Genomic DNA, 23,866 nt, shown 5'->3' with positions numbered 1-23,866 from the left:
ATAAAAATCCATCCTAACAGAATTAGAATGGATTTTTCCATTTATAAATTTGCTACATCTTCTTCTTTTTTACTATTATTTAAAACACTACGCTTTCTACTATAGGCGAAATAAACTACTATACCGATAACCATCCAAACACCAAAACTAATCCAAGCTGTCGCTGATAATTGAAGCATCAAATATAAGCAAAAGATAACTGTTAATGCTGGTAAAAATGGTACGAGCGGCGCCTTAAACGCCCTTGGTAAATCAGGATGAGTTCGTCTCATCACAATGACAGCAACAGCTACAAGTGCAAATGCTGACAAAGTTCCCATATTTACAAGATGTGCTAAAACATTTAAATCTATTAATCCTGAAATAAGTGCTGCAATAATACCTGTTGTCCATGTATTTAAAAATGGTGTTTTAAATTTCGGATGAACTTTAGCAAGACGCTTCGGTAACAATCCATCTCTGCTCATTGCATATGAAACACGAACTTGCCCATACATCATAACTAGCATTACAGTTGTAATTCCTGTAATTGCTCCTACTGATATCACTCCCGCCAAACTATCTTGTCCAATAAATTGAAGTGCGAAAGCAACTGGATCTGATATATTCAACTGACCGTATGGAACAATCCCTGTCAAAATAAGTGAAACAACAATGTAAAGAACCGTACAAACTAGTAACGATGCAATAATTCCAATCGGCAAATCGCGTTGTGGGCGCTTCACTTCTTCTGCGGCTGTTGATACAGCATCAAATCCAATGAATGCGAAGAAAACTGTAGCTGCTCCAGCCATTACACCATCTAACCCAAATGGCATAAAAGGTGTCCAATTTTCAGGTTTTACATAATTAAATCCGGCGAAGATAAAAATGAGAACAACTGCTAGTTTAATAAATACCATTATATTATTTACACGTGCACTTTCACGAACACCTCTAGATAAAAGAACCGTCATAACTAGAATAATTAGAACTGCAGGTAAATCAATTATTCCACCCTTTCCAGTACCAGGGGCCGAGGAGAGAATGGTCGGAATATGAATCCCAAATCCCTTTAATAACGATTGAAAATACGCTGACCATCCATTAGCTACAGCAGATGTGGCTAATAAATACTCGAGCATTAAATCCCATCCAATTAAGAATGCAAATACTTCTCCCATCGTCGCATACGTGTACGTGTAAACACTCCCTGAGACAGGAACTGAAGAAGCAAATTCAGCGTAACAAAATGCAGCAAAGGCACAAGCTAATGCAGCTATAGCAAATGATAATATAATAGCTGGTCCAGAATGTTTCGCTGCTACAACGCCAGTAAGAACAAAAATACCAGTTCCAACAATTGCTCCGATTCCAAGCATTGTTAAATCAAGTGCCCCTAACGTTCTCGATAATGTCTTTTGTTTACTTTCTTGCAGTAACGTTGAAATTGGCTTCTTTTGAAAAATTTGCTTCATGCTGTGCTCCTCCACGATTTTAGTTTTCTGAAAATTTAATTTACTTTTTCATTTTACCCACGGCATGTTTTTTAGTCAATACTTTTGTCGAAATAAACAGAAAACTATCGAGATACATACTATACTCTTATCATCCTTTCGATAAAAAGATTCAGACAATCATATCTATATATATTTTCATAACTTTTTTTGGTATTATTATACATGTCGATTCCATAAAAGAGGCATGCTCCCGTAGTGAGCATGCCTCTTTTTACTTATTTTACGGTATATGAACCCTCTTCAATCCAGCTATACATGTACTTTTCATCTTCCGTCTCATGTGCTTGTTTTACAATACGAAGCGGACGGAATGTATCTATCATAACAGCCAGTTCAAGTGTCTCTTTCTTCCCTATACTCGCTTCTGTTTTCCCTGGATGTGGCCCATGCGGGATCCCGCTTGGATGAAGCGTAATAGAACCTTCTTCTACACCTTTTCGGCTCATAAAGTTACCTTCTACATAGTACAGTACTTCATCACTATTCACATTACTATGATAATATGGTGCCGGAATAGATTCTGGATGATAATCGTATAAACGCGGTACGAAAGAGCAAATGACGAAATTATGCCCTTCGAATGTTTGATGTACTGGTGGTGGCTGATGAATACGACCTGTAATTGGCTCAAAATCCTCCACATTAAAGACCCACGGATATAAATAACCATCCCACCCAACAACATCTAACGGATGGTGCCCTAACACATGCTTGTGCATATAACCTCTCGACTTTGTCATTACGACAAACTCACCTTTGTCATCATATGTCTCCAATTTTTCCGGGCCACGAATATCCCTTTCACAAAACGGACTATGTTCTAACAATTGCCCATATTCATTGCGATAGCGACTTGGTGTTGTAATTTGGCTATTTGCCTCTACAACAAGAAACTTAGTCTCTCCCTCATCTGGAATAACACGATAAATCGTTCCAATTGGAATTGTTACATAATCACCTTTTCTATAGTGAATCGTTCCAAACATCGTTTCAATTTTTCCTGTTCCATAATGAACAAATAACATTTCATCGCCATCACCATTACGGTAAAAATAATCCATTTTTTCTGTTGGACTCACTACTCCAATTAATAAATCCTCATTCCCAAGCATAAAGTTTCTTCCGCTTACTGCATCACCAGTTTTTTTATTTTCTTTCGTACGGAAGTGGCGATGAGCAAGAAGGGCATCCTCTTCATACTGTAACTGACAAGAATGCGATAATGCCGCGTGCCCTACTTCTGTTGGCATATAATGATGATACAAAATAGACTGGGTACCAGAGAAACCTTTTGTCCCCATTACCTGCTCACGATAAAGCGATCCATCTTTTTTACGAAATTGTACATGTCGTTTATGAGGTAGCTCCCCCATGTGACGATAAAACATGCCCATCACCTGCTTTCATGTCTTTTTTGACCGTATTACGTAACGTACCTAAACCAGTAATCGACAGCTCTACAACATCTCCATCTTGTAGCCACTCTTCTGTACCAAGTTCTAAAATACATCCTGTTCCTACTGTCCCAGAACCAATCACATCTCCTGGATATAACGTAACGTCTTCCGAAGCACGTTCAATCATTTCAGCAAATGTATAGTAAATATCTTGGAAGTTTCCCTTTGATAATATCTTTCCATTTACATGAGCAGTCATCTCTAAATCATAACGATCACCGTTACGATAAACGTCTAATTCCTCTTTCGTAACGAGATACGCTCCTAATGAAGTTGCAAAATCTTTTCCTTTCGCTGGACCGAGTCCCACTTTCATTTCTGTTACTTGTAAGTCCCTTGCGCTCCAGTCGTTCATAATGCAGTAACCAAAAATATATTCCTCTGCTTGTTCACGAGAAATGTTTCGTCCTTCTTTCCCAATTACGCAAGCAATCTCTAACTCATAATCAAGCTTTTTAGACTTCTTCGGACCAATAACAAAATCATCTGGTCCAATAACAGCACGGTGGTTCGTAAAATAAAAAACCGGGATATCATACCATTCAGGTACAACATCTAACCCTCTTCGTCCGCGAGCTGTTTTTACATGCTGCTCAAATGCATAAAAATCTCGAATGCTACTCGGATTAGGAATTGCCGCTGCAAATTGAACTTCCTCTAAGGAATATATACCCTTTGCAGGATTCTTAATATTACGCAATACTTCTACATACTCATCTGCTTTCTCTAAAAAGGCGAACATAGAAGAAGGTAATTGTCCATCACTCGCAAGATTCATATCGATTACTTTGTCACCTTCAAGCCATCCAGCTCGCATTTCTTTCGATGGGAGACGAAATGTAACAAATTTCATCGTGATTCCTCCCTATGAAAATGAAATTTCCACCAACAAAGGAACTCTTGCTGGTGGATACAAATTTTATAAATTTCCGCGACGCTCTTGTTCTCTTTCAATTGATTCGAATAACGCTTTAAAGTTCCCTTCGCCAAATCCACGAGAACCTTTACGTTGGATGATTTCAATAAATAGAGTTGGACGATCTACAATTGGTTTCGTAAAGATTTGTAATAAATAACCTTCTTCGTCACGGTCTACTAGAATCTTCAATTCTTTTAATCTATCAATTTCTTCATCAATTTTTCCAACACGTGCAGTTAACTCATCGTAATACGTATCTGGCGTATCTAAAAACTCCACGCCATTCGCACGAAGCACTTCAATTGTTTTTACAATGTCACTTGTTAATAAAGCAAGATGCTGTACACCCGCTCCGTTATAGAACTCTAGATATTCTTGAATTTGTGACTTTCTTTTTCCGTCTGCTGGTTCATTAATTGGAAACTTAATACGGCTTCCATTCGTCATAACTTTTGACATTAATGCCGAATACTCTGTGCTAATATCGTCATCATCGAAGTGAATCATTTGTTTAAATCCCATGACGTTCTCATAATAACTAACCCATTCTTCCATTTTCTCAACGTTACCAACGACATGGTCTACAGCAATTAAACCGGATTCTTCAAATGGAATATTGAACTCTACCTTTTGAAATCCTGGCATGAATGTTCCTTTATAATTTTTACGCTCTACAAGCGTATGAATTGTATCACCATACGTACCAATAACCGCTTTCTTCAAGGTACCTTCCTCATCTGTTAACTCTTCAGGAGGAGCAATCGCAACAGCGCCACGTTTTACAGCTTCAGAGTATGCTTTATCAACATCATCAACAAGTAAAGCCACATCCTTCACTCCATCACCATGAGTCTTTACAAAATCTGCAATACGACTATCACTACTTAAAGCTCCAGACACAACAAAACGCATATTTTTTTGCACAAGAACATAAGATACCTTTTCACGGTTTCCTGTTTCTAATCCAGAATAAGCTACAATTTTGAATCCAAACGCTCTCGCAAGATAATAACTTGATTGCTTTGCATTCCCTACGTAAAATTCCAAATGATCTACATCACGTACCGGAAAAAAGTCCTCCATTTGTGCAGCTAGCGTATCCATAGATTTTTGTTTCATAATATCTTCATCCCCCTGTAAATAGATTAAATGGTCCATACTTAAAACCAACCGAAAACGCTTCCAACATCAATTAATAGAAATTAGTTAGCAAGCTAACAATTTCCGACCTTTAAAATTTTCTATCTTTTCTGTCAAATTCCTCTTTTTTTCTTACATATAAAATTCGACTTTTTTCTCTTTAAAGTAAGGGGAAAATATTAATACTTGAAGGTATATATGAGAGGAAAACAAAAAAGACTCCAACATATTAACTACTTACTAATACGTTAGAGTCTTTATTTTTTTTGAATGATTGTATTTATATTTTTCATACTAATATATTTGCAAGGAATAGAATAAATGATGTTAATATTACCGCTCCGCCTAATGATCCTAATAAATCTGTTTTTGTTACTTGTAACACTTGTTCACTGTTCATATTCCTCATTCTCCTTTCATTTTGTACAATTTAAAACTTTTATTATACTAATACGCTTGATAGAAATACGATTAATGCTGTTAATACTACTGCTCCGCTTGCTGATCCTAAGAAATCACCTTTTGTTACTTGTAATACTTGCTCTTTCATATCTTTCATTCTCCCTTCATTTATCTTTTGTTACAAAACTTCTATTATACTAATACGCTTGATAGAAATACGATTAATGCTGTTAATACTACCGCTCCACTTGCTGATCCTACGAAGTCACCTTTTGTTACTTGTAATACTTGCTCTTTCATATCTTTCATTCTCCCTTCATTTATCTTTTGTTACAAAACTTCTATTATACTAATACGCTTGATAGAAATACGATTAATGCTGTTAATACTACCGCTCCACTTGCTGATCCTACGAAGTCACCTTTTGTCACTTGTAATACTTGCTCGTTGTTCATAATTTTCATTCTCCCTTCTCTTATTTTTGTTACAAAACTTCTATTATACTAATACGCTTGATAGAAATACGATTAATGCTGTTAATACTACTGCTCCGCTTGCTGATCCTACGAAGTCACCTTTTGTTACGTTTAATACTTGCTCGTTGTTCATATCATTCATTCTCCTTTTTTATAAGTTATCTATATGTAATTACTAAGAAATGATTAGTTCATAGTTTTCATGTTAACGTTACATTGAAATTAATCACGTAACGTTTGTAACACTAATGTAACATAACTATTATTACGTTGCAATATAATTACGTAAATTTTATTACACTTTTTTTACGTTTTTTTAAATAAACACTCAAAAACCTTGTTTTAATGCGTTTTCTACTACAATCACATTTGTAACACTAGTGTAACATTAAGGTCATAAAGCGAAATATAATATTATTCATCTCTATTTTGTTAAAAACCAAAGTGAAACTTTAATCAACGAGAGTTCCATTCCCTACTAATTATTCCCCTCACCAATCGCACTTTTACTAGAAATTAATGCGGGATAAAATACTATCTTTCCAAGATAAGTTTATATGTTTCCTCTATATAACTATGTATAATGGAAACAAAGAGGTGGTCATTTTGAAATTAATCGCAATAGATATGGATGGTACACTACTATCATCTAATCTTGAAATCTCCAAAGAGAACTTACAAGCTATCCAAACCGCAAAAGAGGCTGGTCATATTGTAATGATTTGTTCTGGCCGCGCGAAAGAGGATGCTTTGAAATTATTGGAAGAATATAAACTATCTCTTCCAGTTGGAGCAAGCAATGGGGCAATTGTTTATGTGGACGGAAAAGTAATTAACTCGCGTTGTTTACAAAATGATAAAGTATACAAGCTTGCAAAATTACTAGAATCTGAAGGTTTTCCATATAAGTTGTACACAAATAAAGGGGTTTATTCTCCTTATACATGGCAAGGTCAAGTTATGCAGGCATTCGAAGAAAATAAACATACACTAGATGTTACACTTGAGGAACTTGAAAGAATTACAGAAAAACAAAAGAAATCTAACTTAATTACTGATTTCCAAAAAATAGAAGATGTCGTAAATAATCCAGAATTAGAAATATCTAAATTCTTCATTTTAACATTTAATGCTGCTCATCGTTCACAGCTATTACAAACTTTACAAGAAGATACGGACATTTCAGTTACGGCATCAGCTCCTACTAATGTAGAAATTATGGATAAGCATGGCCATAAAGGCAATGGTTTGCAAGAAATGGCAGCTTATTTCAATATACCAATTGAAGATACTGTTGCAATCGGTGACAACTTTAATGATGTGCCAATGCTACAAGTAGCCGGCTTATCAGTTGCAATGGGAAATGCTGAAGAAGACGTAAAAAAATTATGTGACGTTGTTACATTAACAAATAATGAAAACGGTGTTGCTCATGCAATTGAGCAATTTGTATTAAAACAAACTTCATCTAGTAAATAAAGTGAAACTTTAATCAGAGGTGGGGTTCCTCTGATTATTAGTTGAACCAATCGGGCTTTTACGGGCAGTTAATCTCCCACCTAACTTCCCCGCATGTGTCGAATTTTCAGGTGGGAGTCTTACTGCCCGTTAATGCGGGGTAAAAAAAGGACTCTTTCACATTTTGAAAGAGTCCTTTTCTTTTACACATGATGACAAGCAACAAAATGATCTTCACCCACATTACGGAATTCTGGTACATTCGTTTTACAAATATCTGTAGCAACGGGGCAACGTGTATGAAAACGGCAACCTGATGGTGGATTTGCAGGACTTGGAATATCCCCTTCTAGAATAATCCGTTCTCGCTTAACCGTTGGATCCGGTATTGGCACTGCTGATAACAATGCTTTTGTATATGGATGAAGCGGATTCGCAAATAACTCATCACGTGGTGCTGTTTCCACAATAGTTCCTAAATACATAATTCCAATTTTCGTACATAAGTGCTCCACAACACTTAAATCATGTGAAATGAATAAATAGGATAATCCCTTTTTCTCCTGTAATTCACTAAACAAATTAATGATTTGCGCTTGAATAGATACATCTAATGCCGCAACAGGCTCATCAGCTACAATAAATTCTGGATCTAATACCATCGCCCTTGCAATAACGATACGTTGACGTTGCCCACCGGAAAACTCATGAGGGTACCGGTCAATATGATACGGCGCTAAACCACATAACTCCAATACTTCTATCACCTTTGCACGGACATTTTCTTTCGTCGCTAGTCCGTGAGCCAACATTGGCTCACCAAGCGCTTCTCCAATTCTCATTCTTGGATTTAATGAGCTAAATGGATCTTGAAAGACGAGCTGCATATTAGGACGATGCTTTCTCAGCTCTTCTTTTGATAAAGCATGAACATCTTGACCTTTAAATTTCACTTCACCTTCTGTTTTTTGAACGAGACGGAGAATTGTTTTTCCTATCGTCGTTTTCCCACTTCCAGACTCTCCTACAAGGCCAAACACTTCTCCCTTATCAATTGTAAAGCTTACCCCATCTACCGCTTTCACATGTCCAATCGTTCTACTAAATACGCCGCCCTTAATCGGAAAATACGTTTTTAAGTTCTTCACTTCTAATAATGGTTCACTCATTGCCCAGCACGCTCCTCATATAACCAACAAGCTACTTTATGATCCTCATCATGCACATTAAGATTTGGCGCTTCATTTTTGCATATTTCCATGCAATGTTCACAGCGGCCACTAAAGTAGCAAAACTCATCTAAGCCAACTAAATTTGGAACTTGCCCTGGAATAGAATAAAGTTTATCTGTTCGTTTCCCCATTACTGGTTTTGATTTTAGCAGCCCTTGCGTATATGGATGTTTCGGATTTTGAAATATCTCTAGTACCGGTGCCTCTTCAATAACTTTTCCACCATACATAACGACAACATAATCGGCCATTTCTGCTACAACACCTAGATCATGTGTAATTAATAAAATGGACGTTTTAAATTCCTCTTTTACTTGTCTTAGTAAGTCTAATATTTGCGCTTGAATCGTAACGTCTAGAGCTGTTGTCGGTTCATCTGCAATTAATAACTTTGGATTACAACTAAGTGCAATAGCAATCATAATACGTTGTAACATACCACCGCTTAATTCGTGCGGATAAGAATGGACAATTTCATCAGCACGAGCAATACCAACTTTACGAATTAATTCAATTGCTTTTTTGTATGCTTCGTTTTTGCTAAGTAGTTCATGCTCTCTTAACGTCTCAACAATTTGCTCTCCAACAGTAAAGACCGGATTAAGTGATGTCATCGGTTCCTGGAAAATCATCGCGATATCATTTCCTCTTAAACTACGAAGTTCTTTCTCTTTCATTCCTAAAAGACTTTTTCCTTCATAAAGAATATCACCACCAACGATGCCGCCAGATTCAGCAATAAGTCCCATAATAGATAAAGCCGTTACACTTTTCCCGCAACCTGATTCGCCTACTACACAAACTGTTTCACCTTCTCGAACTGAAAAGCTAACATGATTGACAGCCTTTACTGTACCTTCTTCCGTCTGAAAGTGTGTTTGTAAATCCTTTAGCTCTACTACTGCTCTACTCATGCTTTCTCACCTACCGCTTCATCTTTGGATCTAATGCATCACGAAGTGCATCGCCAAGTATATTAATTGATACAACTGTTATAAAGATTGCAAAACCAGGCGGGATCCATAACCACGGACGCTTTTGGAAATCGATTAATGAGTTTGCTGCACTAATCATATTTCCCCACGATGGTGTAGGCGGGACAACGCCAAGTCCTAGGTAACTTAGTGCAGACTCTCCTAAAATAGAACCTGCAACACCTAATGTGGATACAACAATTAATATCGGCAGAACATTTGGGATTAAATGATATACAATTTTCCGGTAATCGTTTATCCCGAGTACATCAGCAGCTTGCATAAACGATTGTTCTCGCAGCGATAAAATTTGACCTCGTACGAGGCGTGCAAGTCCTGGCCAACCTACTAAACTTAAAATGATCATAATGACATAAAGACGATAATCAGATGGTACTTTCCATTCTGATAAAATAGCTCCCATTATAATAAGTAACGGTAATCCTGGCATCGACATTAAAATATCCGCGAGACGCATTATAATATTATCGACGATACCACGGTAGAAACCTGCAATCGCTCCTAATAAAGCACCTAGTATAACGGATAACACCATTGAGGCTAAGCCAATTGTTAATGAAATCCGTCCTGCTTGCATAAGCCTCGTTAAAATGTCTCTTCCTAATTGATCTGTGCCAAGCCAATGAGAAAAACTAGGTGGTTTGTTAATTAACGTAACTTGTATTTTTCCTGATGCATACGGTGAAAAGAATGGACCAATAAAACAAAATAAAAACATAAAAACTAATGCGTAAAATCCTATAAGTGCCATTTTATTTTTCTTTATCCTTTTAAAAGCTTGCCTCCACGGCGATGATCCATTCCTTCTTTTCTTTTTTTCTTTTTTTTCCGTAGTTGTTGTAACAGTTTCCATCTCTTTCCCCCCCTTACTTCAACCGAATACGTGGATCAACAACTGCATATACAATATCCGCTAAAAAGTTTGAAAAAATTGTCAAACACGAAAGAAACATCGTAAATGCCATTAATACCGTATAATCACGAAAATTAAGTGCTTCTAATTGAATATTACCGATACCTGGCCAGTTGAAAATTTGTTCTATAATAATTGCCCCTGAAAACAACCCTGGTAATTCAAATGCAAGCAATGTAATAGCCGGCAAAATTGCATTTTTTAATGCATGTTTATAAATAACGGTCTTCTCCTTTAACCCTTTTGCTCTAGCCGTTCGAATGTAATCTTGCCGTACAACCTCTAACATACTCGTTCTAAAATAACGAGTTAATGAGCCAACTCCAAGAAGAGTTAAAATAAATACGGGTAAAACCATATGCTTTGCAACTTCTATTCCGTAAGCAAGCCCAGTTGAATTACTCCCAACATCAATCATCCCGCCTATCGGTAACAGCTTAAAGTCAACCGCAAACACTTTAATTAAAAACAAACCGATAAAGAATGAAGGAAATGACATCGCTGCAAATACACCAATTGTTACAAGCTTATCGAATAAAGAATGTTGCTTTGTCGCTGAAAATACACCGATAATAAGTGCAATTAGCCAAATAAAGAACAATGCAATAATCGCAACAATAAACGAATTCCATATAAATTTATTTAATAATGACGTTACAGATTCTTGATATTGAAGAGAAAAACCAAAGTCCCCCTGCAATGCATTACCTAGCCAGTGAAAATATCGCTCAACAATTGGTTTATTCAATCCATACAATTCCCTAAGTTCAGCTGCTCTTTCCGGTGTAATCTTCGGGTTTGAATCAATATAATCTCCTGGAAGAAGTGCGAACAGGAAGAAGATAATAATCGATGTCCCCAACAGTGTAGGAATCATTTGTAACAGCCTACGAATGATATATGTTTTCACCCTTTTTCTCTCCAATCTTATGCTTAAAATAGAAGAACATTTTTTCAAAGCGGCACACTACTTGCCGAATGAAAAAATGTCTTCTACTTATACATTCTTCTCGTTATTTTTCGATAGATAGAGCTGGTAAGTTTGCACTAATACTATTGTATTTTTCAGGGTCAATTCCTTTTATATTCCCGTTATAACCAGTAATTGTTCTACGATAGTTTAATAGAATTACTGGTGGATCATCACTTAATTCTTTATACAGTTCTTTATAGATTGGTTTACGTTTTTCAATATCTACCGTTTCAATACCCTTTTGAATTAACTCATCTACTTTTGTATTTTTATAACCAAGACTCTTCTCATTGACACCCGACAAATATTCACCAGCTGTTTCACTCGGATCACTTGTAATTGGTGTCGAAACAGAAGCTAAATCATAATCACCTTTGTTTACCTTCGAAAGCATAGTATTAAAGTCCATAAATTCAGGGTTAAATTCTACACCTATTTCTTTATAATTCTCTTTTGCAATCGGAATTAATAAATCGCTATCTTTAGCCGAACTTGGGCCGAAATAAGAAAGCTTTAATTTTTGACCATCTTTTTCACGAATTCCATCCGAACCAACTTTCCATCCTGCTTCATCTAATAATTTTTTCGCTTTTTCTTTGTCGTATTCATATTTATTAACTCCTTCTTCCGTATAAGCCCAAGAAGTTGGATGAATTGGTACATTAGCTACCGTACCGTATCCTTTCAATGCTGTATCAACATATTTTTTACGATCTAATCCGTAAATAAGTGCTTGACGAACCTTTTTATCCTTTAAGTACGGCTTATTATTATTCATATAAATATAGCTAAATGACGCTGCTGTTTCGATTTGGATATTTGCAAATTCTAAAGCCTTAGCCTGTTCAAGAACTTCGTCACCAGTACCTAGGCCAGTGTAGTCAACCTCACCTGTTTGGAATAATTGAAGCTTCGTATCACCAGAAGTAATTTTATAAATGAAGTTTGGAATTTTTGGTTTACCCGCATAATAATTTTCATTTGCTACAAATCGCACTTCTTGCCCTGGGATATACTTTTCAAATTTATATGGACCCGCAGCTATCGGTTTTTCATATAACGCTTTTAAGTAATCTAAGCTTGTATTTTGTTTGTAATCTTTTCCATAATAAGCTTTTGATAATACCTCTCCACCTAAGGCTGTTAGTGCCTGTGAATTAACTTTTTTAGTTGTAATTTTAATTGTCTGTGGATCAACAACTTGAATTCCTTCAATAGAAGTTGCTTTTCCTTCTTTATATTCTTTACCACCTTTAACAGCATATTGAGAAATGTCTTTGTCACCCTCATATGCCTTATCATGTAAAAGCGTCAATGTGAACGCTACATCATCTGCTGTTAATGGTGAACCATCGCTAAATTTCAAATCTTTACGTAAATGGAATGTATATGTTAACTGATCAGAGGAAATATCCCACTTCTCAGCTAATTCTGGAGTTGGTTTTCCTTGTTTATCTGTAGATACAAGGGATGCAAAAATAACTGAAGTGACGTTTCCATCCCAACCATTTTGTTGGAAATATGGTAAAAATACGCCGCCTGGTTTACTAATGCCAACTACTAACGTATCTTTTCTATTCTTCGCTTTATCTGGTACTTTCGTCTTATCTGTCGCAGCAATATTTTCAACTTTTATATTTTTTAAATCTTGCTGTTTTACTGGTTCTGTAGAAGCCGTATCCTCCTGTCCCCCACAAGCAGATAACACAAGCGAACTACTCAGTAATACCGAAAATACACCAGCCCATTTTTTTGTCTTTTTCTTCATTGTCCCCACCCTAACTTTTTTTTAATAATTACACCTTATGAACTGCTTGCCTAATGTATGCCTCCCACAGCAACATTTTATAGCCAATCGGAAAAGTCGGTTTTGGTTATAAAAAAATAGTTGTTTTTGAGGGGTAACAATCTTATTCCGACCTTTCCGGTAGACTTTATGGTTATTAGCTTATATCTTTCAGTATATTTTGTCAATTATTTCTATATAAATATTTCGATAATTCTTTCGAAATTATTGAGCAATATTCAATTTAGGTAAACTTAACAAAATACCATTATAATTATCTTCTTGTAATCCTTGAATTCGTGCATTATGTGCAGACACGACTTTACTATTGTTTAAGAAAATAACAGGTGGATCTTCACTTAACTCTTGATATAGTTTTTTATAGATTTCTTTTCGTTTTTCAATATCCAATGTTTCTAATGCCTGCTTAGCTAATTCATCTACTTTCGGATTATGATATCCATCATAATTACGCTTACTTGTCGAAACAAACTCCTCAATTGTTCCGCTCGGATCATCAATCATCGGTGTGGAGACCATCGCTAAATCATAATCTCCTTTAATTACCTTGGAAATCATCGTATTAAAGTCCATGTATTCAGGATTGAAATCTACCCCAATCTTTTTATAATCCTCCTTCATAACGGGGATCATCACATCATTGATTTTACTTGCAGAAGAAGCAAAATAACTTACCTTCAATTTTTGGCCATCTTTTTCACGAATACCATCTGATCCAGCTTTCCACCCAGCTTCATCGAGCAATTTCTTCGCCTTTTCTAAATTATATTCGTATTTATTGATTCCTTCTTCTGTATACGCCCACGAAACTGGTGTAATTGGTACATTAACGAGTGAAGCGTATCCTTGGAAATATGTATCAATGACCTTTTGACGCTCTAATCCATAAATAAACGCTTGGCGTACACGTTTATCTTTAAAGTATGACTTCTTATAATTCATTTTAATGTAACCGTATGAACTTCCCGTATACACATTAACATTAGCAAAGCCTAACTCTTTTAATTGTTCAATCGTCTCCGCATTTGTCGTGAAGCCATCATAATCTACTTCGCCCGCTTGAAATTGTTGCAGCTTCGTATCACCTTTTGTAATTTTATAAATAAAGTGCTCAATCTTCGGTTTACCTTCAAAATAATTTTCATTTGCTACAAAACGAACCTCTTGACCTGGAATATATTTATCTAGTTTATAAGCTCCTGCTCCCATCGGTTTTCCATATAACTCTTTTAAATACTCTAAATTCCCTTGCTTATATTCTTTACCGTAATAAGCTTTTGATATAACTTCTCCACCAATTAACGATAATGTTTGGGCATTTACCTTTTCAGTTGTAATCGTAATTGTTTTCGGATCGATGACTTGAATCCCCTCAATAGATGTAGCCTTTCCTTCTTTATATGCTTGCCCACCCTTTATTGCTGTTTGGCTTATGTCCGTTGCACCACTATAAGTTGGATCATGTAGTAAAGTTAATGTAAATGCTACGTCATCCGCTGTTAACGGTGAACTATCACTAAACTTTAAATCATCTTTCAAATGAAACGTATATGTAAGCTGATCCTCCGAAATATCCCATTTCTTCGCTAGAATTGGAATTGGTTTCCCCTCCTTATCCAATCCAACGAGAGGAGCAAAGATAGCTTGTGTTATATTACCATCCCACCCATTTTCCATAAAATGCGGAAGGAATATCCCGCCAGGGCTCGGCATTCCCACTACAAAGGTATCCTTTCTTTCTTTTGCCTTTGCTGGACTTTTTGCTTTGTCACTCGCTTTAATAAACTCATCTTTTACTTTCGGCATCTTTGTTGCTTCATTTGTACTTGTCTCTTCTTGAGCACATCCTGCTAATAAAACCGATGTACTAAGAAACGTAAAAAGTAACCCTTTAAAAACCTTTCGCATAATTCTCACCCTTACTTTCCTGTTTTTTTATTAAGTGGTAACATAACGCCAATTCTGTAATTATCTTTACTTTACCTATAAAAATAGTATGAATTAATTTCAAGATTATTCCTTTTCACTAGTTATGTCAATCCTTGCTAATTGATGTCTTTCAAAAAATAAAAAACACCTTCTATTACCTAATAGTCCCGCATAGAATAATAACAATTAACTACCAAGAAGGGGGCGAAAATATGGACAACCTATTCCAATATGTCCTGCACTATGTATTATTAACAATCATAATAGTCGGGGCGTTATTACTATTCCCTTTCTTCCCAAAGTTCGTCCTCTTTTTAGCTTTTTTTATTATGCTCGGGATCGCTATTATAATTTCAACAAGGGAAGATACCACACAAAAAGAAAGCAGAGTTCAGCGCGTAAAGCTGTAACTCTGCTTTCTTTTTTCAGTCATAACGTATTCTTGTTAAACCAATTACGAAAAATACTCCTGCAAATAAAATGAGTATACCAATATATCCTCCTATATCAGCTAATGTACCTCCCCTTACAATTAACTCAGTAAAGCCACGCATCGCCCACGTTTGCGGAACAAAATTTGCCGCCGCTTGCATCCATGAAGGCTCAATTTCAATTGGCCAATAAAGACCACCAATCATACACGTTGAAATTACAACGATATTCCCTAGTGCGGACTGCTGTTCTGTTGTTTTCACGATACTTGCCAATAATAAAGCTAGACCAATAACCGCTAATAGCAATACTGAAACGAGTGTAATAACCCCTAATAAATTTCCCCACTGCACATCAAATAATGAATGCGTTAATATCATTAAAACACCAAATTGAATCCACCCTATTAAAAAGAAGGAAAGGATATATCCTGCTAGTATTTGAACTTTTGAAACTGGTGCCCCTAATAAACGAGACCAAACACCAAGTTGTCTAGTTTTCAAAATAGTTCCCGTCGCACTTAACATGACAATCATGACGAATAGAATTGAAAAACCTGCCGCTCGCCCTGTAACGTTATTTAACTTTTGATCATCGTGTAAAATCAATTCTTTTTGAATCGAAACAGGATCTATTTTTGTATAAATTGTTTCATACATCGTTTCCCACGAAGTGTTACTTTTCTTCTCAAAATCTCTTGCTGCACTAACTTCTATCTCCATCTTTTTTAATGCACTTGCTAATACTTGCTCTACAGAAGTTCCACCCGTAAAATCAGCACTGGCTTGAAATTGGATATTTTCTACTTTTCCATCTAGCATACTCTTTTGAAAATCTTTCGGAATGATGATTATACCAGATGCTTTCTTATCTTCGATCCTCTGTGTCCCTTCCCTATACGTTACCTTTTCTATAGAAATTAAATCACTTTTCTTTATTTCCTCATAATACTTGCCAGATAATACAGAACCATCTTTATCTACTAAACTAATATTTACTTTCTCATTCCCACTTCCGCCTAAAAGTCCACCGAATATGAGTGTAAAAATAATAGGCATTCCAAACATGAGTATATAACTTTGTGGCTTAATTAAAATTTGTTTTAATTCTAGCCAACAAAGCGCCCAAACTTTCTTCATCATTTCCCCTCCTATCTCGTACGTAAACGTAACGTTCCAATCATAACGGAGATAATTCCTGCACTACATAAACTTAAAATGACAGGGAATAGCACATCCCAAGATGTTCCCGACATAATATTTAAAAAGCTCGTAAGTGCCCATTTATTCGGAGCAATATTTGCAACTGTTTGAAGTGTATCGGGAAATACGTAAATCGGTAACATTGATCCTCCTAATATAGCTAGTATTTGAATACCGATTCCCCCCATTAAGTCTGCCGTTTTTTCCTCACGAATAAAAGCGGCGATTAACATAGATAAACCAGAAACACAAATTGTATAAGAAATTCCCAACACTACTATTTGAGACACATCTGCGCCCCATTCCACATGAAACATAAAGTGTGTAGCAACTATAAATATTCCAAATTGTATACAGGCAAATAGTAATGTACCTAAAAACTTCCCGAATAAAATTGAAAATGAGCTCGTCGGTGTACTGAACAAACGCGCCAACGTTTCAGTTCGTTGCTCTGTTACAACTGACTTTGCACCTACTGTTATGTTATATAGTAAAAACATGACTAACATTGCTGCTGCATAATATTGCATCGCTGCAACTGTTTTTTTTCCTACCGTTCCTTTTTGGATGTTACCCACACTTGCAGTTGCTATCGTCTGTAGACTTCCACTTACCTCTTTTGCAACTTGTGCTACATCACTCTGCTGAGATTTTGCTAATTCTGTTACAACACTTTTAGTAGATACTGCGACTGTTTGAACACGTTCTGAAAAAGAGCGGATCATTGACTCAGCAATTTTTGCTTGTATATCTTTTGATGGGTCTATAAGCACCTTTGGTTCTTTTAATTTTCCATCTTGTACTTGTTCGCTCCATTTATTTGGGATGGCAATTCCTACATCTATTTTCTTTTCCTTTAACATATCTTCAAGCTCTTCCCGAGAGTTAACTACCTTTACTTTCACATCATCTTTTATTTCTTTAGATTGCAATACATCTTTTTGAAAGACATCTGCAAACTCATCCGTTCCCTCTTGATAATAGCCAATTACTGTTTTCGGTAGTCCACCACTCTCAAATACATTACTTAATGCTGAACCTAAAATGGCCGTTAATACAATTGGCATAATTAACATCATCATAAATCCGCGCCGATCAATTAAACGGATTTTTAAATCTTTCCATGCAATAATGAAACTTCTCATCTCGTACTAACCCCCTTAATCACGAAGTGAACGTCCTGTTAATTGTAAAAAAAGTGCCTCTAAATTCGGTTCTTTTACTTCCAGTTTTAAAATTTGAGCTTTGTTTTCAACAACTTCTGAAACAACTATGCCAATTGCCTCGCCACCATTTAGTCCAATATCAATCGTGCTACTATCTTCGTCAAAAATAATCCGCTCAACAACAGGTAGTGCCTTCAACTTTTGTAGCAGTTCCGTACTGTAGCGATTTAATTGCAATTTCACCATAAACCCATCTGTTAGACGATTACATAGCTCTCTTTTCGTTCCTAGTGCAATTACCTTTCCATGATCAACGATGGCAATTCGCTCACATAAATACTCAACTTCTTCCATGTAATGACTCGTATAAATGACCGTCATACCTTTTTCATTTAACTTTTTAACAGTCTCTAAAATATGATTTCTCGACTGCGGATCAATCCCGACTGTCGGTTCATCCATAATTAATAACTCTGGTTCGTGCATAAGTGCTGCACCAATATTAATACGCCTTTTCATTCCACCTGAAAATGTTTCAATTTTATCTTTTCCCCGATCCTGTAAACCGACGTAAGCTAACACTTCCTCTGCCCGCTCTTTTGCAACTTTTCCATTTAAACCGTACATCTTTCCCCAGAAGATTAAATTTTCCTTTGCTGAAAGTGTCGGATACAGCGCAATGTCTTGCGGGACAATACCGATTTTCTTTTTCGCTTCTAATGGATACTCTTTTACAGATTTCCCACCAACTTTTATATCACCACTATCGTATGGAATTAACCCGCAAATCATTGATATCGTCGTTGATTTCCCCGCTCCGTTTGGTCCAAGCAATCCAAATGTTTCACCTTTTTTCACTTCAAAAGAAACATTCTTTACGATTTCCTTCTTGCCAAATGATTTCGTAATATGATCTATGACTAACATATTGATTCAGCCCCTTTGTATTCATCTACACTTTCATTGTAGAAAAATTTCTTCTTCTCTCCATCACCCTTAAGATAGAAATACAAAATAAAAAAGCAGCAAATTCTGCTGCTTTTTCACACTTATATATGCCAAAAGTCATGTGTACATCGTGACGCCATACCTTACTGCGTATATTGCTGCTTGTGTTCGATCTCTCAGTTCTAGCTTACTAATCAAATTAGAAACATGATTCTTAACAGTTCCCTCTGTAATAAATAGCTTTTCGGCAATCTCTTTATTATTTAACCCCAGTCCAATTGCTCTTAAAACATCTACTTCTCGCTCAGTTAATTGTTTTAGTTGTTCTGGTGGGTTACACTCTACTGCCACTTTCGTCTTTTTTAATTCCTCTATAATTTGCGCTGTTATATCCTGAGGAAGCACAACCCCGCCACTATACACCGTTAAAATTGCTTGCGCGATTGCATCTGTCTCCATATCCTTCAATAAATAACCACTCGCTCCTTGCTCTAATGCCTCAAAAATAAGCTCACTATCACTAAAAGTTGTTAACATAAGAACCTTTATATAAGGAAACTTTTCTCTAACTAAACGAGTTCCTTCAACACCATTCATACGAGGCATCCGAATATCCATCAAAATAATTTCAGGCTGTAATTGTTTCACCTTTTGTACGACTTCATCCCCATCACTAGCCGTCCCTACCACTTCCAGTTCCGGACGTAAATTTAATATCATTGCCAATCCATCACGAATCAGTGATTGATCATCAACAATCATAATTCGAATCATAACGCTCCCCCTATTACCCATGTTTTTTCTCGGAGTGGAAATTCGATTTTTAGGCGAAAACCTTTTTCTATTTCACTCTCAAATTGAATGATTCCACCATGCTCCTCTACACGTTCTTTCATATTAAGTAAGCCAAATCCAGGGCTTACTTCATTGACTCCCATACCATTATCCAAAATACATAACTTAACTTGTTCCACTGAACAAACTAAACTCACTTCACATAAACTAGCTTTTCCGTGACGTTTTGCATTCGTTAAAGACTCTTGCATAATACGAAGCAACGTAGGCTGTAGTGACAACGGAATCAAAACCGGATCTCCTTGTAATTGAAAAGATACTTGTACTTTCGTCACTTTAGAATATCCATGTAACATTTCACGCATATTCTCTATTATGTTCCCTAGTTTACTTTCCTCTTTTAAGGCATGCACAGAAGCTCTCACTTCTTGAAGTGATTTTCTAGCTAACCCATGGCATGTATGTAAAACCTCTTCTGTAGCGTCCGATTTTTGTTTCCATAAAACCTCCGCCAGTTGTAACTGAACAAGTAATGCCGTCATATTATGACCAACAGTATCATGAATTTCTCGGGCAATATCATTTCGCTCCCGAACAGCTGTCAATTCTTCTACCTCTTTTGCATATAGACGTAATTGCTCATGTGCTTCTTTTAAAGCTGTATGAGATAATGCTAATTCCCCATATTGCTCATCTACCATTTGCCGAGCAGCTGTAAGTTTTTTTATTAAGTTTCCAGCTAAAGCACTGAAAATGATAAACATAAAGTTAATTGCATTACTCTCCAATTCCAGACTCTCTGTATGTTGATACGTATGTAGTATATTTATAAACCAACAAAGAAAGAAAAAAGCGATAAAAAAATAAGTCATCCTTTTACGCCAATCATGAATAAATAATCCTACCGCATCAATTCCAAATATAATTAAATACAAACATGTCTCGGGAAATAAAAACCCTAATAACGCTGTGACAATACCGTTTGTGAGCAAGGTATAAAAAACAAGTTTCCTACTCCCTTTTGCTTTTACAAGCAAAATATGATTCACAATATAAATAAAAAGTGCAATACCGACAAAAATTTGTAAATTTTCTGTTTCACGTGAAACATGATTTGCGTAAACTAAGCAAATCATGACGATTGTAGCAATCCGCGCATATCCTAACATAAAATTCTCCCCACGTTTTAGTGACCTAAAGTTCATTCTATTATCACAGCAGCAAGAAAATTATACCAATTTTTCTGCTTTCATTATACTAAAAAGAGCAAGCCCTCCCCCAAAATATGAGGAAACAACTTGCTCTTTTTCATTCTATTTTCTTTACTCCACAATATTCTCTAACTCATTATATAACTCCGCTCGTAAAAACTCTTTTTTCGTTTTTTCTTCATATAATTGTTCAAGCATTTCAACATCAACTACATTTTCCATTTTACATTCGAGTGCATATATATCTTCTTCTATATGCATTAACTCATTTTCAACTGCCTCTAAATCCCTAGACTTCTTCTTTTTTATAGGCATTACTTCTAACGCTTTATTCCCTTGCTGTTGCTGCTTCTGTTTTACTACCTGTTTCTCAATTCTTTCTTCCCACTTTTGACGAGCCCATGCATAGTTCCCTGCAAACTCAAATAATTTGTGCTCATCAATCCAATATGTCTTTTCAAACAATTTATTTAAGAAATAACGATCATGTGAAACAGCTAAAATCGTCCCATTATATTGTTCAAGGGCCTCCTCTAAAACCTCCCTTGATTCAATATCAAGATGATTCGTCGGTTCATCTAAAATAAGAAAGTTAACATCTTGATACATAAGTTGCGCGAGCCTTAACCTCATTTTTTCTCCACCGCTAAGTTGCGTTACTTTCTTAAAAACAGCTGGACCATAAAATAAGAAACGAGCTAATATATGTCTTGCTTCTCCCTCTGTTACAGCCACGCAATCTCTGAAAGCTTCCAATACATTGTTCTTCATATTCCCGTACGCATGTTGCGATAAATAACCAATTTTCACACTACTACCAATCCGAATTTCTCCAGCATCTTGCTGCATTTCTTTTAGTAATAGTTTTAATAACGTAGTCTTTCCTGTACCATTACGTCCAACGATAGCTGCGCGCTCCTGAAAACGAATATGCAAATTTACTTTCTCGAATAAAGACCGTTCATCAAATCCTTTACTCACTTCTTTCATTACAACAACATCTTTCCCGCTTCTCTCTTGCCCTTCAAACTGAAGTCCCATCTGTTTTCTATCCAAAATGGGTCTCTTTAGTTTCTCTATGCGCTCTAATGCACGTTCCATATTTCTGGCTCTCTTATGCAATCCTTCATTCGGCGGATTCGCTTGATTTGCCCATTCACGTAGACGCTTAATTGCTTCTTTCATTTTCTTTATTTTCTTTTGCTGTTCTTGATACGCTTGAAATTCTTGAAGCAGCCTTTCTTCCTTTTCCTCAACAAACTGTGAATAGTTCGTATGATATACGTGAATTTCTCCATCTTCTAAATCAAAAATTTTCGTTACAACTTCATCAAGGAAATAGCGATCATGCGAAATGACCATAACTGTTCCTGTATATTCTTTTAGAAATTGCTCTAACCACTCGACTGCAAATAAGTCCAAATGATTTGTTGGTTCATCTAACAAAAGTAGATCTGGTTTCTGCAATAGCATATACGCAAGGCTTACTTTTGTTTGTTCTCCACCACTTAACTCCATAAATGATCTTGGAAATAGTTCCGTCACCTGTAGACCATTTGCTACCTTCATAATATTCGCTTCTATTTCATAACCACCGAGAAACGCGTACCTTTCTTGAATTACTCCGTATCTCTCCATCAATTTTTGTAAAGCAGATGATTCCTGTTCTTCCGCCATATTTTTTTCTAAAGCATGCATTTCTATCTCCAACTCTTTTTCCTTTTTAAAAGCGGAGCTTAATACATCATATACATTCATTTCATTATTAAATTTTGGAATTTGTGCTACATGACCGATGCATGTACCTTTCTTCATATGAATGGCTCCTGCATCCAAACTCTCCATTCCTGTTAGAAGCTGAAAGATAGTTGTCTTCCCACTACCGTTACGACCAACTAATCCAATACGTTCTCCATTCTTTATTTCAAGCGATATATTTTCAAATATGATGTTTCCACCAAAAGATTTCTTTACATTATTTACACTACAAATTGTCATTTTCCGTACTCCTTTCAATATAAAAAACCATGGGAAAGAAACATTCCCCATGGTTTTTGTCATAGAAAAAGGAAGCCAAATAGCTCCCTTTTCACACGTTTATCAAAAATGGGTGAAGAGACTTCTATCGTTCAATAGCTACTATGCAATTGTTAAAAAAGGGCATACGTATCCCGTTAACAACTGCATCATGAAAAATCGCACGACAAATATAGATATAATCTAAAAATTTTGCGCGCGTAGCTAAAGAACATTTCATCTCATTCACTCCTTTCGTACGGAATTTAATACTTACTTCTTTATTATACTTCCCCGATTTATGTTTGAATAGTCATTTTTCTGAAAATAATGAAGATAGACTAAACATTTCAATAAGTGACATCAAATCTTACAAAACTGTTATGTTCACGTAATGGAAAGCGATAGTACGAAAAGATGCCTCCCTATACAATAAAGATATAAACAAGAGAGACAAAAACAAGGAGGAAACAATCATGATGAAAGAAATCGTAAAAGCAATCTTTGAGGTATTAGTGAACGGACAAGCAGTTGTAAAAGAACTAAACGAACTATAAAAGGGAGGAAAGAACTATGATGAACATGGTAAAAATGATTTTACATGCTTTAGTTGATGCGAAAGCAGTTAGCCAAGAATTAAACCAACAATAAAAAGGGGTATATGAATATGAAGAAAGCCATTATTGTAATCGCAAGTACAGCAATTGCCTTATACACAATAAAAAATAGAAAAAAGAAACAAAATGAAAATGCTCTATATTATCCATACACACTATTAAAGAAAAAATAAAAGACAAGGTACCCTATTGCAATGAGGATATCTTGTCTTTTATTTTTCCCTATTCCCTTTAAAGGATTTCCTTCTCCTTTTCCCGAATGTATTAAGCGGGATTTTT

At 36.0% G+C, this 23,866-nt stretch carries 25 protein-coding genes; 3 read left to right on the top strand and 22 right to left on the bottom strand.

The window, feature by feature from the left end; translation table 11 throughout:
* Positions 1-41: 41 nt before the first annotated feature.
* From MHH59_RS01335 to MHH59_RS01295, 9 genes are all read right to left on the bottom strand, one after another.
* Positions 42-1,457, bottom strand: coding sequence for an amino acid permease (locus MHH59_RS01335; RefSeq protein WP_002124809.1), 1,416 nt, complete (start codon positions 1,455-1,457; stop codon positions 42-44).
* Between the two features lie 257 nt (positions 1,458-1,714).
* On the bottom strand, positions 1,715-2,887 hold the full coding sequence (locus tag MHH59_RS01330; RefSeq protein ID WP_002169298.1) for a homogentisate 1,2-dioxygenase: 1,173 nt from the start codon (positions 2,885-2,887) through the stop codon (positions 1,715-1,717).
* Entirely contained in the window at positions 2,853-3,809 is a 957-nt protein-coding gene (locus MHH59_RS01325; RefSeq protein ID WP_033730978.1) for a fumarylacetoacetate hydrolase family protein, read from the bottom strand. Before MHH59_RS01325 ends, MHH59_RS01330 begins: the two co-directional genes overlap by 35 nt.
* 66 nt (positions 3,810-3,875) lie before the next feature.
* Positions 3,876-4,994, bottom strand: a complete 1,119-nt coding sequence (gene hppD, locus MHH59_RS01320) for a 4-hydroxyphenylpyruvate dioxygenase (protein ID WP_002124802.1) — start codon at positions 4,992-4,994, stop codon at positions 3,876-3,878.
* Between the two features lie 310 nt (positions 4,995-5,304).
* Positions 5,305-5,415, bottom strand: a complete 111-nt coding sequence (locus tag MHH59_RS01315) for a DUF3948 family protein (protein WP_001083697.1) — start codon at positions 5,413-5,415, stop codon at positions 5,305-5,307.
* A 42-nt stretch (positions 5,416-5,457) separates the two neighbouring features.
* On the bottom strand, positions 5,458-5,574 hold the full coding sequence (locus tag MHH59_RS01310; RefSeq protein ID WP_002029425.1) for a DUF3948 family protein: 117 nt from the start codon (positions 5,572-5,574) through the stop codon (positions 5,458-5,460).
* A gap of 35 nt (positions 5,575-5,609) precedes the next feature.
* Positions 5,610-5,726, bottom strand: a complete 117-nt coding sequence (locus MHH59_RS01305; RefSeq protein WP_000654250.1) for a DUF3948 family protein — start codon at positions 5,724-5,726, stop codon at positions 5,610-5,612.
* 35 nt (positions 5,727-5,761) lie between these two features.
* The gene (locus MHH59_RS01300) at positions 5,762-5,881 is read right to left on the bottom strand and encodes a DUF3948 family protein (RefSeq protein WP_000700010.1); all 120 of its coding nucleotides are present in this window, start codon (positions 5,879-5,881) and stop codon (positions 5,762-5,764) included.
* Positions 5,882-5,915: 34 nt separating this feature from the next.
* On the bottom strand, positions 5,916-6,026 hold the full coding sequence (locus MHH59_RS01295) for a DUF3948 family protein (RefSeq protein WP_001058533.1): 111 nt from the start codon (positions 6,024-6,026) through the stop codon (positions 5,916-5,918).
* Between the two features lie 473 nt (positions 6,027-6,499).
* On the opposite strand from MHH59_RS01295, the gene MHH59_RS01290 reads away from it, so the two are divergent.
* The gene (locus tag MHH59_RS01290; protein WP_078178058.1) at positions 6,500-7,372 is read left to right on the top strand and encodes a Cof-type HAD-IIB family hydrolase; all 873 of its coding nucleotides are present in this window, start codon (positions 6,500-6,502) and stop codon (positions 7,370-7,372) included.
* Between the two features lie 182 nt (positions 7,373-7,554).
* On the opposite strand, the gene MHH59_RS01285 is transcribed toward MHH59_RS01290, so the two are convergent.
* The 6 genes from MHH59_RS01285 to MHH59_RS01260 all read right to left on the bottom strand — a co-directional run bounded on the left by MHH59_RS01285 (position 7,555) and on the right by MHH59_RS01260 (position 15,179).
* On the bottom strand, positions 7,555-8,520 hold the full coding sequence (locus tag MHH59_RS01285) for an ABC transporter ATP-binding protein (protein ID WP_002124795.1): 966 nt from the start codon (positions 8,518-8,520) through the stop codon (positions 7,555-7,557).
* Complete coding sequence (locus tag MHH59_RS01280; protein ID WP_002091396.1) at positions 8,517-9,497, bottom strand: ABC transporter ATP-binding protein; 981 nt, start codon at positions 9,495-9,497, stop codon at positions 8,517-8,519. The genes MHH59_RS01285 and MHH59_RS01280 overlap by 4 nt, the downstream gene beginning before the upstream one ends.
* Before the next feature lie 10 nt (positions 9,498-9,507).
* The gene (gene opp4C / locus MHH59_RS01275; protein ID WP_002124793.1) at positions 9,508-10,431 is read right to left on the bottom strand and encodes an oligopeptide ABC transporter permease; all 924 of its coding nucleotides are present in this window, start codon (positions 10,429-10,431) and stop codon (positions 9,508-9,510) included.
* Between the two features lie 13 nt (positions 10,432-10,444).
* Positions 10,445-11,401: an ABC transporter permease gene (locus tag MHH59_RS01270; RefSeq protein ID WP_033730959.1), complete on the bottom strand. Its 957-nt coding sequence runs from the start codon at positions 11,399-11,401 to the stop codon at positions 10,445-10,447.
* Between the two features lie 103 nt (positions 11,402-11,504).
* Positions 11,505-13,232 carry an ABC transporter substrate-binding protein gene (locus MHH59_RS01265; RefSeq protein ID WP_002169302.1) on the bottom strand — a complete coding sequence of 576 codons (1,728 nt, stop codon included), beginning with the start codon at positions 13,230-13,232 and terminating at the stop codon, positions 11,505-11,507.
* 243 nt (positions 13,233-13,475) lie between these two features.
* Positions 13,476-15,179 carry an ABC transporter substrate-binding protein gene (locus MHH59_RS01260; RefSeq protein WP_002124791.1) on the bottom strand — a complete coding sequence of 568 codons (1,704 nt, stop codon included), beginning with the start codon at positions 15,177-15,179 and terminating at the stop codon, positions 13,476-13,478.
* A gap of 233 nt (positions 15,180-15,412) precedes the next feature.
* Between MHH59_RS01260 and MHH59_RS01255 the strand changes: the two genes are divergently transcribed.
* The gene (locus MHH59_RS01255) at positions 15,413-15,610 is read left to right on the top strand and encodes a hypothetical protein (RefSeq protein ID WP_002115459.1); all 198 of its coding nucleotides are present in this window, start codon (positions 15,413-15,415) and stop codon (positions 15,608-15,610) included.
* Between the two features lie 15 nt (positions 15,611-15,625).
* On the opposite strand, the gene MHH59_RS01250 is transcribed toward MHH59_RS01255, so the two are convergent.
* From MHH59_RS01250 to MHH59_RS01220, 7 genes are all read right to left on the bottom strand, one after another.
* Positions 15,626-16,771, bottom strand: a complete 1,146-nt coding sequence (locus MHH59_RS01250) for an ABC transporter permease (protein ID WP_002169304.1) — start codon at positions 16,769-16,771, stop codon at positions 15,626-15,628.
* 11 nt (positions 16,772-16,782) lie between these two features.
* On the bottom strand, positions 16,783-17,979 hold the full coding sequence (locus MHH59_RS01245; protein ID WP_340850759.1) for an ABC transporter permease: 1,197 nt from the start codon (positions 17,977-17,979) through the stop codon (positions 16,783-16,785).
* A 15-nt stretch (positions 17,980-17,994) separates the two neighbouring features.
* Positions 17,995-18,927 (bottom strand): ABC transporter ATP-binding protein, encoded by a 933-nt coding sequence (locus MHH59_RS01240; RefSeq protein ID WP_000960163.1) that lies wholly within the window; start codon positions 18,925-18,927, stop codon positions 17,995-17,997.
* Between the two features lie 138 nt (positions 18,928-19,065).
* Positions 19,066-19,722: a response regulator gene (locus MHH59_RS01235; RefSeq protein WP_033730961.1), complete on the bottom strand. Its 657-nt coding sequence runs from the start codon at positions 19,720-19,722 to the stop codon at positions 19,066-19,068.
* The gene (locus MHH59_RS01230; RefSeq protein WP_000902013.1) at positions 19,719-20,912 is read right to left on the bottom strand and encodes a sensor histidine kinase; all 1,194 of its coding nucleotides are present in this window, start codon (positions 20,910-20,912) and stop codon (positions 19,719-19,721) included. The genes MHH59_RS01235 and MHH59_RS01230 overlap by 4 nt, the downstream gene beginning before the upstream one ends.
* Positions 20,913-21,065: 153 nt before the next feature.
* Positions 21,066-22,952 carry a ribosomal protection-like ABC-F family protein gene (abc-f, locus tag MHH59_RS01225; protein WP_002124786.1) on the bottom strand — a complete coding sequence of 629 codons (1,887 nt, stop codon included), beginning with the start codon at positions 22,950-22,952 and terminating at the stop codon, positions 21,066-21,068.
* A gap of 124 nt (positions 22,953-23,076) precedes the next feature.
* A complete protein-coding gene (locus MHH59_RS01220) occupies positions 23,077-23,211 on the bottom strand; it encodes an RAxF-45 family protein (RefSeq protein ID WP_000650295.1) in 135 nt (44 codons plus the stop codon).
* 420 nt (positions 23,212-23,631) lie between these two features.
* Between MHH59_RS01220 and MHH59_RS01215 the strand changes: the two genes are divergently transcribed.
* Positions 23,632-23,760 carry a hypothetical protein gene (locus MHH59_RS01215; RefSeq protein ID WP_002029408.1) on the top strand — a complete coding sequence of 43 codons (129 nt, stop codon included), beginning with the start codon at positions 23,632-23,634 and terminating at the stop codon, positions 23,758-23,760.
* The last annotated feature ends 106 nt before the right edge of the window (positions 23,761-23,866 follow it).

Source organism: Bacillus sp. FSL E2-0195, from assembly GCF_038003645.1.
Taxonomy (GTDB): Bacteria; Bacillota; Bacilli; order Bacillales; family Bacillaceae_G; genus Bacillus_A; species Bacillus_A mycoides.
Note: the sequence above shows the minus strand (reverse complement) of the source record. Positions and strands in the feature narration are given on the sequence as shown.